We start from the raw sequence: 11055 nt of genomic DNA on the forward strand, positions 1-11055 counted from the left end.
ATATGCAAAAAACTTTTTTGTATGTGTTGGAGACTTTGAATGACCCAGGTCAATCCGGCGAATGCGGAACTGATCGAGCGCGGCCGCGGCCGTGTCGCCTGGATCCGCTCGCGCATGGCGATGCTGGCCACGCTGCGTGAGGAGTTCCGCGCCAGCCGCCCTTTCGCCGGCAAGCGCATCGGCATGTCGCTGCATATCGAGCCGAAGACGGCGGTGCTGCTCGAAGTGCTGGCCGAAGGCGGCGCCGAGATAATCGGCACCGGCAATCACGGTTCGACGCAGGACGATGTCGTCGCCTTCCTGCAGAGCCAGGGCATCGGCGTGTTCGGCCGCCGCGCCGATACGCTCGCCGACCATCATGCCAATCTGGCGCGCGTGCTGGACGCACAGCCCGACATGCTGCTCGACAATGGCGCTGACCTTGCCGCCGGCATTGTCGAACGCGGCAGGGCGGCGTCCATCCTGGGCGGCACCGAGGAGACGACGTCGGGCGGCGACCGGCTGCGCGGCGAGCTGGCCGGCAAGGTGCCGTTCCCCTCCATCGTCATCAATGACAGCCCACTGAAGGCGATCGGCGAGAACAAGCACGCGGTCGGCCAGTCGGTGGTCGAAAGCTTCATGCGTGTCACCAATCTGATGATCCCCGGCCGCCGCTTCTGCATCATCGGCTATGGCTGGTGCGGGCGCGGCATCGCCCAATATTTGCGGGCGCTCGGCGGCCGCGTGGCGGTCGTCGAGGTCGACGAGATCAAGGCGCTGGAGGCGGCCCTCGACGGCTACCGGGTGGCGCCGCTGGCGGAACTGGCACCGTGGGCGCAGGTGTTCATCACCGCCACAGGTCGGGCCGGCGTGCTGCCGGCCGAGGCGATCGCCGCCATGCAGGATGGCGCGGTGCTGGCCAATTCCGGGCACTTTCCGTGGGAGATCGACACCGAGGGTCTCGCCGCCATGACGACCGGCACCACCGATCTGGACGGTACCTTGCGGCGTCTCGACCTCGCCAATGGCCGCCATGTCATCCTCGTCGCCGAAGGGCGCATGTTCAACCTTGCCGGCGTCGAGCCGAAGGGCAATTCGATCGAATCCATGGATATCGGCTTCATGCTGCAGGCGCTGTCGCTGGAGCGGGTACTGAAAGGCGAGGGGCTGGCGGCGGGCGCGCAGCCGGTGCCCGACGACATCAACCGGCGCATCGCCCGGCTGATGATGGCTACGATGGGGGCGGCATGCTGACTATACTTGCCCACAATTCCTGATTCTGATCCTGGAAAGCTGCATGGCTGGCAAAATTGCTGACGCGCCGGACTATTCGGTACCGGCCCTGGAAAAGGCGTTCGACATCATCGAACTGCTGGCCGAGCAGAAGGACGGGCTGAACCAGGGCCAGATTTCCGAAGCGGTCGGCCGCTCGATCCACCAGATCTACCGCGTGCTGCAGGCGCTGGAGCGGCGCGGCTACATTTTTCGCGATCGCCCGGCCGGACTCTATTTCCTGTCGCCGCGCCTGTTCGAACTGGCGCACCGGCACGAGCCGTTGCGCGGCCTCGTCCAGGCGGCGCTGCCGTCGATGCGGCGGCTGTCGGACGCCATCCAGCAATCCTGCAATCTCGGCGTCCACAATGCTGGACGGGTGCTGATCCTGGCGCAGGTGGAAAGTCCGGCGGCGTTCGGTTTCCGCGTGCGCGTCGGTGCCGAGTTTCCGCTGTTTGCCACCGCCACCGGCCGCACGCTGATGGCGTTCCAGCCGCAGGACAGAGTCAATCAATGGCTGCAAGCCTCTGGCATCCCTGATGAAAAGGCCGATGTCGAGCGCGCGCTTGCCCGCATCCGTGCTGCCGGCCACGAGGAGGTGGCGGACGGGTTGCAGCCGGGCGTCATCGATCTTGCCTTTCCGGTCATCGGGCCGTTCGGCCATTCGGTCGCGGCACTCACCGTGCCCTATGTAGCGACCAGCTACAGCATGCTCGACCTTGCCACCGTGCGCCGCCATGCCGCGCGGGCGGCGCAGGAGATCGGGCTGGTGCTGGCGCCCGAGCCATCAGCCCAAAGCGCGCCATGACCGATCCCTCCGAACCAATCGTCAAGACCGTTGCCATTGGCGCCGCGCCGGCCAAGCTCTGGCGGGTGCTGACGGCACCCGAAATGATCCCGCAATGGATGTCGGACGAAGAGCTGACCGTCAGCCTGGAGGGACATGAGGGCGGCGCGATCGTGATCCGTGGGCTGCTGCATGGCATGCCATTCGAGAACCATGGCACCGTCCGCGCCTTCGAGCCCGAGAAGAGTTTCGCCTACAGCAATTGGAGCACGCTGTCGGCCTCGCGGCTGGCGGATATGCCGGAAAACCACACGCTGGTCAGCTTCGCCCTGGCGCCGGCGGATGGGGGAACGCTGCTGACGCTGACGCTCAGCGATTTCGCCGAGCCGGCGATCCGCCCGCATGCCGATCTCTATTGGGGGCCGACCTTGCAGATCCTGAAGGCGGTGTGCGAGCGGCGCTGGGCAAGGACGGCCGCCATCGCAGCGACGCCGGTCTTCACTCCCTGGGGCGCTTAGAACAGTTCACCGTTTCACGGAAACGGCGAACCGCTCTAAGTCCTTTTTTTACGCAATTCCGGACGGAAAACCGTTCACACTTTTTCCTGGAATTGCTCTAGCCAACGCGCGGATACGGTCGGCGACCTTGCTGTCGATCGGGTTGTAGACGGTCAGGTTCAAATCCGGTCTGCCGTCGACCGCGAAGGATGAGTATTCCAGCTCGATGTCACCCAGTTCCGGGTGCTTCAGGCGCTTTGTTCCGTCGCCATGGGCGAGCACGTCGTTCTCCTGCCACAACTCAGCGAACTCGGCGCTGCCGCTGCACAGTTCGTCCACCAACTGGGTGACCTCGGAGACCGCGCCGGCGCGCGCCGCATCGGCGCGGAAGGCGCCGACCACGAAACGGGCGAGGTTTTGCCAATCGTGCTGCTTGGCGCGGATGTGGGGCGTCAGGAACATGAAGCGCAGGACGTTGCGTCGGCCGGCGGGGATGCTGCCATAATCGGTCAGCACGATCTCGGCGGCGCGGTTCCAGGCAACGACGTCCCAGGTCGCGGTCTTGATCAAGGCAGGGCTGGCATCGAGCGTGTCGATGAGGCGCTGCAGCCGCGGGCTGACGCCTTCGTCGCCCCGGTAACGGACCTCGGGCGGGCGCCCGAGCCCGAGCATGAAGAGATGTTCGCGCTCCGCCTCGGTCAAAAGCAGTCCCTTGGCGATGCGGTTCAGCACATCGGCCGAAGGCGCGCCGCCACGGCCCTGTTCCAGCCAGGTGTACCAGGTCGGGCTGATGTTGGCGCGCTGGGCGACCTCTTCGCGGCGCAGCCCCGGCGTGCGCCGGCGGCCGGAGAAGCCGAACGAAGAGGGATCGAGCCGGGTGCGCCGGTCCTTCAGGAAGGCAGCGAGCGTGCCGGGGGAATTGGTGGGCATTCTGTCGCCATCCTGTTAGCAATTATACCATGATAAGATCACTACTTTAATGGAATAATAGACCGTCGATATTACGCAGGCAACTGCAGGAGATTTTGCATGCGTATCTTTCTCACCGGCGCGACCGGTTTCATCGGCTCGGCCATCGTTCCCGAACTCATCCAGGCCGGCCATCAGGTGGTCGGCGTCACCCGCTCCGATGCCGGCGCCGAGGCACTCACCGCCGCCGGCGCCGAGGTGCATCGGGGAACCCTTGAAGAGCCAGACGGTCTGCGCGACGGCGCGGCCAAGGCGGACGCCGTGATCCACACCGCCTTCGATCATGATTTTTCGCGCTTTGCCGAGAACTGCGAAAAGGACAAGCGCGTGATCGCCGCCCTCGGCGCCGCCCTTGCCGGATCCGACCGGCCGCTGGTGATCACATCAGGCGTCGGCATGGGCAGCCCCGGCCACGGCCAGCCGGCGGTCGAGGACGTCTTCAACGCCAGCCATCCCAATCCGCGCATCGCCTCGGAACTCGCCGGAAATGCCTTGCTGGAGGCTGGCGTCAACGTGTCCGTGGTGCGCCTGCCGCAGGTCCACAATCCGGTCAAGCAGGGGCTGATCACGCCGCTGATCGAGATCGCGCGTGAAAAAGGTGTTTCGGCCTATGTCGGCGAAGGCAGCAACCGCTTTTCTGCTGGGCATCTTCTCGACGCGGCGCGGCTTTACCGGCTTGCAGTGGAAAAGCGCCAGCCCGGCGCGCGCTACCACGCGGTCGGCGAGGAAGGCGTCGAGGTGCGTGCCATCGCCGAGGCGCTCGGCCGAGGGCTGAAATTGCCGGTCGTTTCCATCGCGCCGGAAAAGGCGGCGGAGCATTTCGGCTGGATGGCGATGTTCGCGCCGATGGACCTGCCGGCCTCCAGCGCGCTGACCCAGGCACGGCTCGGCTGGCATCCGACCGGCCCGACGCTGATCGCCGATCTCGACGCCATGCGATATTGAGGCGCTGACAAAGCGGGCTTCAGCAGGGGCTGACGGCGTAGCGCAGATGGATGAGCCCATGTGCGAGGGTTTCGCAGCTTGTCAGCGACAACTGCATCTTGCCCGCCAGGCCGCTTTCGCCGAACTCGGCAAAACCCTGGTTTGCCGCCCGCGCATCGAGCGCGGGCGCGACGAGCAGGCTGAGTTCGTCGACAAGCCCGGCTGCGAAGAAGGAGCCGTTGATGCCGGCGCCGCCTTCGAGCAGCAGCCGGCTTATGCCGAGTTCTTGCGCCAGCACATCGAGCACCGCGGCGAGGTCGATATCAGCCGTTTCCGACACGATGTAGGACACGCCGTCGGCGGCCAGCTCGGCCAGATGGCTGTCGGAGACGCCGTGCCCGAGCAGCACCACGACATGGTCGCCGCCGACATCGGGCTTGGCAAAGTGGAGCTTGCCCGAGGCATCGAGCGCCACGGCAAAGCTGCCCGCATCGCGTTGGGCGAAATGGTGCGGCCGCTCGACCTTGCCGAATTGCGCCGGCGGGTGCGCGCCGGCCTTGCTCATCTCCGCCATGGTGACACGGCCGACGATCCAGCCGTCACCTTCGAGATCGCCGTGGATCTGCTCGTAGAGGCTTGACCACTCCGCCCGGGTCCCGTCCGGGCTCGTGGTGTAGCGGCTCGGATGCAGGCTGCCGTCGAGCGAGGCGAGCATATGGCAGATGATGCGCGGCTTCATGCAATTCTCCGGAGATGGGCTGGGCGTGGTTCAAACTAGGGCCGTGGCCGGAGAATGGAAGCCGGACAGGCCGGCTCGGTCAAAATTCCGACAATTCCGATAATTGGCCATCAAACACTGTTATATCGATGTTGCACAAATGGTTGACCCTGGGTTAGCATCCATTTGCTGATGCCGATGGGAGGCAGTTTTTGCAACGGATATCAGCTGGAGCGGCATGCGCTGTCTTGCGCACGGAGGATGCTCCAACACTTTGAACCGACGCATGATCCCTTCTCAGGACCGATCCCGGTCTTGGGGATTATGCGTCTCTGTGGAGGAGGATCAACCATGAACAGACGCGAATTCCTGATGACGTCCGTGGCGGCGGGCGCGATGATGCTGGCCGCGCCTTCGGCATTCGCCGAGGACAAGCTCACCATACTGGGCTCGGTGCCCAATCTCGGCTTTCCGTTCTTCGTGCACATGCTGAACGAGATCAAGGCGGAAGCCGCAGCCCAGGGCGTCAACCTGACCGAAAGCGACGGCCAGAACTCGGCCACCAAGCAGACCGCGGATATCGAGGCCGCACTTGTGCAGAAGGTCAACGCTATCGTCATCTCGCCGCTCGACGTCAACGCGCTGGCGCCGGCCATCGAGGAAGCGGTCAAGGCCGGCGTTCCGGTGGTGACGATCGACCGCCGCGTCGACGGCGTCGAGGGCATTCTGGCCCATGTCGGCGCCGACAATGTCAAGGGCGGCGAGGCCGAGGCGCAGGCCATGGTGGCGGCGTTCCCCAATGGCGCCAAGCTGTTCCATCTGCAGGGCCAGCCGGGTGCGGGACCTGCGATCGACCGCAACAAGGGCGTGCACAATGTGCTCGATCCGCTGAAGGACAAGTACCAGATCATCTTCGAGCAGACCGCCAACTTTGCGCGGGCCGAAGCGCTGTCGGTGACCGAAGCCGGCCTTGCCGCCAACGGCAAGCCGGACGCCATCATCTGCGCCAATGACGACATGGCGCTCGGCGCGCTCGAAGCGTGTGCTGCGCGCAACTTCACCGACGTCAAGATCTACGGTTTCGACGCGCTGCCCGAGGCGCTGGTTGCCGTGCGCGACGGCAAGCTCGCCGGCACGGTCGAACAGTTCCCCGGCCAGCAGTCGCGCACCGCCGTGCAGATCGCGGTCGCCTACGCCAAGAACAAGACCGAGCCGAAGGAGAAGCTGGTGCTGTTGACGCCGATCGTCATCGGCAAGGACAATCTTGATAAGGCGGAGAGGTTGAGCGAGACGAAGTAGGGGATTGGAGAGGCCGGCRGGACAGCACCCCCCTCTGCCCTGCCGGGCATCTCCCCCGCAAGGGGGGAGATTGGCTGTTCATTCTGCTTTCGCCAAAACGTTGCAGGACAAGCGCCGTCAAAGACACTGCCGATCTCCCCCCTTGCGGGGGAGATGTCCGGCAGGACAGAGGGGGGTGTTCAAGCGCGACGGGACCAGCATGAACCGCATCGAGGAAGCAATCATTGGCTGAAGCCGCACCCGTCCTGCTCGCCGTCGAGGGCGTCACCAAGCATTTTTCCGGCGTCACCGCGCTGAGCGACGTCTCGCTCGACATCCGCCCCGGCGAAATCCTCGGCCTGCTGGGCGAAAACGGCGCCGGCAAATCGACGCTCTTGAAAATCCTGTCGGGCGTCATGCCGCCGTCCAGCGGGCGCATCACTTTCGATGGCGCCGACTACGCGCCATCGAGCCCGCAGGATGCCAAGCGGCTCGGCATCGTCACCATCTACCAGGAGCTCAGCCTGATCCCGACGCTGACGGTGGCGGAGAATATCTTCATCGGCCGCGCGCCGGTCGGGCCGCTCGGGCTGGTCAACTGGCGGCGGATGGAGGCGTCGTCGCGAGAAATCATCGCCCGCGTCGGCCTTTCCATCGACCCGATGACGCCGGTGTCGGCGCTGTCGGTGGCCGAACAGCAGCTGGTCGAGATTGCCCGCGCGCTGTCGCTGAAGAGCCGGCTGATCATCATGGACGAGCCGACCTCGGCGCTGACCGAGACCGAGGTGCAGCGGCTGCTGTCGATCATGGACCGGCTGCGCCAGGACAAGGTCGCCATCATGTTCGTCACTCACCGGCTGGAGGAGGCGTCCGCCATCTGCGACCGCATGACGGTGCTGCGCGACGGCCGGCTGGCCGGCCATCTCGACCGCCAGGGCGGGCCGATCCAATTGCCGCGGATCATCGAGAAGATGGTCGGCCGCGCTGCCTCCGAACTTTACGCGCGGCCGGCGCAGCGTGCCGTCGCCGGCGATGTCGTGCTGTCGGTGCGCGGTCTGCGCACCGTGCGCGATCCGGAGGCGCCGCRTGCCATCGTGCTCGACGGTGTCGACATCGATCTCAAGGCCGGTGAAATCCTCGGCGTTGCCGGCCTCGTCGGCTCCGGCCGCACCGAGCTGGCGCGCGCCATTTTCGGCGCCGACCGGATCGCGGCGGGCACCATCACGCTCGACGGCAAACAGATCGCCCCGGCCTCGCCGGCCGATGCGATCGCGCTCGGCATCGGCCTGGTGCCGGAAGACCGCAAGCACCAAGCGATCTTTGCCGCGCTAGGCATCCTGCCGAATTTCTCGGTCGCCTCGCTCGGGCGCTTCAGCAACGGTTTTGGCTTCATGGCCGAGCGGCGCGAGCGCGATGCGCTGTCGGGTTTCAGAAAGATGCTGTCGATCCGCATGGCCTCGGCCGAGCAGGCGATCGAGGGCCTGTCGGGCGGCAACCAGCAGAAGGTGATCCTGGCGCGCTGGCTGGCGCGCGATCCAAAAGTGCTGATCGTCGACGAGCCGACGCGCGGCGTCGATGTCGGTGCCAAGGCGGAGGTGCACCAGATTCTGGTACAGCTTGCGGCGCGCGGCATTGCGGTGATGATGATCTCGTCCGAACTGCCCGAAGTGCTGGCAGTGTCGGACCGCATCGTCACCATGCGGCGGGGCCGCATCACCGGCGAGATGCCGGGCGTCGAGGCGAACGAGGAACGATTGATGGAACTGATGGCGCTCGACAGGAAGCCACAGGACGAGAGGCAGGCACGATGAGCGTGACGGAACAGAGCGAGCGTGGCGGCATCAATTTCGCCCGGCTGTTGATGAGTTTCGGGCCGCTGCTGTTCCTGGCGGCGCTGATCGTCGTTTTCACCGTGCTGAAGCCAAGCTTCATGGATCCGATCAATTTGTTCAACATCACGCGGCAGATCTCGATCACCGGGCTGATCGCGCTCGGCATGACCTTCGTTATCCTCACCGCCGGCATCGACCTGTCGGTCGGCTCGCTGCTCGCCTTCTGCGGCATGGTCGCCGCCGTCGTCGCCAAGGGCGGCACCGCCAACACACTGTCGCTGTCGACGTCAGGCACGCAAGGCTATGGCTGGTTCGCGGCACTGCTCGCCGCCGTCATTGTCGGCGCTGCGGCCGGTGGCGTGCAGGGGCTTGCCATCACCAGGCTGAAAGTGCCGCCCTTCGTCGTCACGCTGGGCGGGCTGACGGTGTTTCGCGGGCTGACGCTGACCATCTCCAATGGCGGCCCGATCTCGGGCTTCGACGCCTCGATGCGCTGGTTCGGCACCGGCCTGATCGGCCCGGTGCCGGTGCCGGCGATCATCTTCGCCATTGCCGCCATCCTGTGCCACATCGTGCTGCGCTACACGCGCTATGGCCGCGCCGTCTATGCCGTCGGCGGCAATGCCGAGGCCGCACGGTTGTCAGGCCTGCGCGTCGACCGCATCCTGGTCTCGGTCTATGTCATCGTCGGCTTCTTCGCCGGCCTTGCCGCCTTCGTGCTGTCGGCGCGGCTGAATTCGTCCGAAGCGGTTGCCGGCATCGGCTACGAACTGACGGTGATTTCGGCCGTCGTCATCGGCGGCACCTCGCTGTTCGGCGGCATCGGCTCGGTCGGCGGCACAGTGGTGGGTGCGGCGCTCATCGGCGTGCTGCAGAACGGGCTGCAGTTCAACAATGTGTCGTCCTACACGCAGAGCATCGTGATCGGGCTGATCCTGATCCTGGCGGTGGCGTTTGATCGCTGGCTGAAGTCGAGGGTGCGAAGGTGAGGAGAGGTTTGCGCCCAGGCACCCCCCTCTGTCCTGCCGGACATCTCCCCCGCAAGGGGGGAGATCGGATGTCATGACGGCCTTCGCTAAGCGCTAACGTTGCAGGAAGAGCCACAAGGCTGAAACTGCCAATCTCCCTCCTTGCGGGGGAGATGGCCGGCAGGCCAGAGGGGGGTGCCTCGCGCCAGCCGAAATCCATTTCACCCCGGCAGCTTCTCCTCAATCACCCGCGCCGAATCCGGCACCAGCTGCCCGCCATGATCAAAGCGCAGCACCACCACCCAGTTGAAGACATCGTCAGGCCATTTGCCGTTCGGCAGCAGCGTCTTGGGGTCGGCGCCGAAGGCCTTGATGAGTTTGGCCAGCTGGCCGTGATGCCAGGCGATCAGGATCGACTTGCCGTGGCTTTCGGTCGACAGCGCGGCGACCAGGTTCTGGACTTCGTGGTCGGCGAAGCGCTGGTCGATCGGCAATTTCAGGGCCTGGCTGAGCGGCGTCAGCGTCAGTCGTTCGCGCGCGCTGTTTTTGGAATCGGCGCTGGCCACCAGCATGTCGGGCCGGAACGGTGTGCCGTCGAGCATGAAGGGCTGGAAATAGGCGACATAGGCTTGCGCGCGGGCTTCGCCTGCGGGCGACAGGCCGGGGCCGCTGTCGGGCTTTTCGCCATGGCGCACGATCAGCACCGTGGTGTCGGCAAGCCCGGTCGTGCTGTCGCCGGCGGCGTGGGCGGACAAGCCAAACGCCATCACCCACAGGGCGGCGAGAACAAAGCGATTCATGGTGGTCCTTCCCTGGTTTTCGAAGCACCAATCAGCGCAGCAATCCGACGGAATCAGGGCCGGCGCGGCGCCAGGCCAGCCGGGTGGTCAAGATGCGAAGCGCCTCAGGCCGCATCGCGCGCCCACAGGCGGTGGCCGTAGCGGCGGAAGAAGCGCGCTACAAGACGCTGCTGCCTTGCCCTGACGAGGTCGGGCAGGCGACGCTCCTGGCGCCAGCGCGGCATGTTGCGCCAGCAGGCGATGAAGCGGGCGGTGTCCTCGATGGCTTCTTCCGCAGACAGCGCCGGGTCGATCGCGGCCAGGAACAGCAGCTCCGACTGCTTCAACGCGTCGATAACGGCCTTGCGCCTGAAATGGTCGTGGCGGGCCTGCGCAATGCCGTTGCGGCGGATCGCCTGGAAGGCTTCGAGCAAAGCAGGGCTGTCGCCGGTGTAACCGCAGGCGCGGGCGAAATCGGCGGCATCCATCACTGCTCCCGGGTCTGATGCGGCGAATTCCCTGCCGACTCATATTTGCGAGTATATATAAGCATAACTCAAAACGTGCAGAAGGGAAACTTTTGGGAAAGTGTTAAAACGGCGACTCGACTCCTGGCTCGAAACGCAGGAATATAAGAACAAATCACGAACAAAAGGCGAGCAGGGGCGATGGTATTACCGGGCAAGGAAGCAGTAATCGCGCAGGTCGCCTCAATCTCGGTCGAATGCGCCGATTGCGGCCGCAACAGGTGGTGGCGGCCCGACCAGCTGAAGCGGTTCGGGGTGAATGGCAACACGCCGCTGGCCTCCTTGTCGGGGCGCATCGTCTGCTCGGCCTGCCGCGCCGACGGGCTGCCGGGCACGGCGGTGTCGATCCAGGCGGCGTTCATCGACGAGCGCCAGCGCGTGCGCAGCGAAGCGCAGATGCTGAGCGACCGCGAGGTGTTGGTGGAGGAGTCGAGGCGGGCTTGAGGGGGAGCGCCGGCGCTGGTTTTTCCTTCTCCCCTTGTGGGGTGAGAAGCGGTCCGCGTTAGCGGACGAAAAGCCAATTGC

At 65.4% G+C, this 11055-nt stretch carries 12 protein-coding genes and 1 pseudogene; 9 read left to right on the forward strand and 4 right to left on the reverse strand.

The features are described from left to right. The first annotated feature begins 39 nt into the window (after positions 1-39). The 3 genes from AC1DX0_RS09850 to AC1DX0_RS09860 are packed head-to-tail and all read left to right on the forward strand — an operon-like array spanning position 40 to position 2556. The gene (locus tag AC1DX0_RS09850; protein WP_477222731.1) at positions 40-1233 is read left to right on the forward strand and encodes an adenosylhomocysteinase; all 1194 of its coding nucleotides are present in this window, start codon (positions 40-42) and stop codon (positions 1231-1233) included. 43 nt (positions 1234-1276) lie between these two features. Further along, a complete protein-coding gene (locus tag AC1DX0_RS09855; protein ID WP_477222730.1) occupies positions 1277-2059 on the forward strand; it encodes an IclR family transcriptional regulator in 783 nt (260 codons plus the stop codon). Then, complete coding sequence (locus tag AC1DX0_RS09860; RefSeq protein WP_477222729.1) at positions 2056-2556, forward strand: SRPBCC family protein; 501 nt, start codon at positions 2056-2058, stop codon at positions 2554-2556. Before AC1DX0_RS09855 ends, AC1DX0_RS09860 begins: the two co-directional genes overlap by 4 nt. Before the next feature lie 48 nt (positions 2557-2604). Here the strand turns inward: AC1DX0_RS09860 and AC1DX0_RS09865 are convergent, their stop codons facing one another. Continuing rightward, on the reverse strand, positions 2605-3465 hold the full coding sequence (locus tag AC1DX0_RS09865; protein ID WP_477222728.1) for a helix-turn-helix transcriptional regulator: 861 nt from the start codon (positions 3463-3465) through the stop codon (positions 2605-2607). Positions 3466-3564: 99 nt separating this feature from the next. Here AC1DX0_RS09865 and AC1DX0_RS09870 point away from each other — a divergent pair, with 99 nt between their 5' ends. Next, on the forward strand, positions 3565-4449 hold the full coding sequence (locus AC1DX0_RS09870) for an SDR family oxidoreductase (RefSeq protein ID WP_477222727.1): 885 nt from the start codon (positions 3565-3567) through the stop codon (positions 4447-4449). A 19-nt stretch (positions 4450-4468) separates the two neighbouring features. Here the strand turns inward: AC1DX0_RS09870 and AC1DX0_RS09875 are convergent, their stop codons facing one another. Next, on the reverse strand, positions 4469-5167 hold the full coding sequence (locus AC1DX0_RS09875) for a RibD family protein (RefSeq protein ID WP_477222726.1): 699 nt from the start codon (positions 5165-5167) through the stop codon (positions 4469-4471). Between the two features lie 330 nt (positions 5168-5497). On the opposite strand from AC1DX0_RS09875, the gene AC1DX0_RS09880 reads away from it, so the two are divergent. From AC1DX0_RS09880 to AC1DX0_RS09895, 4 genes and pseudogenes are all read left to right on the forward strand, one after another. Then, complete coding sequence (locus AC1DX0_RS09880; protein WP_475459377.1) at positions 5498-6445, forward strand: substrate-binding domain-containing protein; 948 nt, start codon at positions 5498-5500, stop codon at positions 6443-6445. A gap of 305 nt (positions 6446-6750) precedes the next feature. Next, positions 6751-7179, forward strand: a pseudogene (locus AC1DX0_RS09885) (ATP-binding cassette domain-containing protein); the annotation flags it as partial. Next, complete coding sequence (locus AC1DX0_RS09890; protein WP_477355161.1) at positions 7153-8235, forward strand: sugar ABC transporter ATP-binding protein; 1083 nt, start codon at positions 7153-7155, stop codon at positions 8233-8235. The pseudogene AC1DX0_RS09885 and the gene AC1DX0_RS09890, both read left to right, overlap by 27 nt. Beyond that, positions 8232-9245 (forward strand): ABC transporter permease, encoded by a 1014-nt coding sequence (locus tag AC1DX0_RS09895; protein ID WP_477222725.1) that lies wholly within the window; start codon positions 8232-8234, stop codon positions 9243-9245. The genes AC1DX0_RS09890 and AC1DX0_RS09895 overlap by 4 nt, the downstream gene beginning before the upstream one ends. A 200-nt stretch (positions 9246-9445) precedes the next feature. On the opposite strand, the gene AC1DX0_RS09900 is transcribed toward AC1DX0_RS09895, so the two are convergent. After that, entirely contained in the window at positions 9446-10024 is a 579-nt protein-coding gene (locus tag AC1DX0_RS09900; protein WP_477222724.1) for a flagellar basal body-associated protein FliL, read from the reverse strand. A gap of 104 nt (positions 10025-10128) precedes the next feature. After that, positions 10129-10491, reverse strand: coding sequence for a hypothetical protein (locus AC1DX0_RS09905; protein WP_477222723.1), 363 nt, complete (start codon positions 10489-10491; stop codon positions 10129-10131). A gap of 180 nt (positions 10492-10671) precedes the next feature. On the opposite strand from AC1DX0_RS09905, the gene AC1DX0_RS09910 reads away from it, so the two are divergent. Continuing rightward, positions 10672-10974 (forward strand): hypothetical protein, encoded by a 303-nt coding sequence (locus AC1DX0_RS09910; RefSeq protein ID WP_477222722.1) that lies wholly within the window; start codon positions 10672-10674, stop codon positions 10972-10974. Positions 10975-11055 lie beyond the last annotated feature (81 nt).

This window comes from Mesorhizobium sp. P3_A9 (assembly GCF_056402975.1).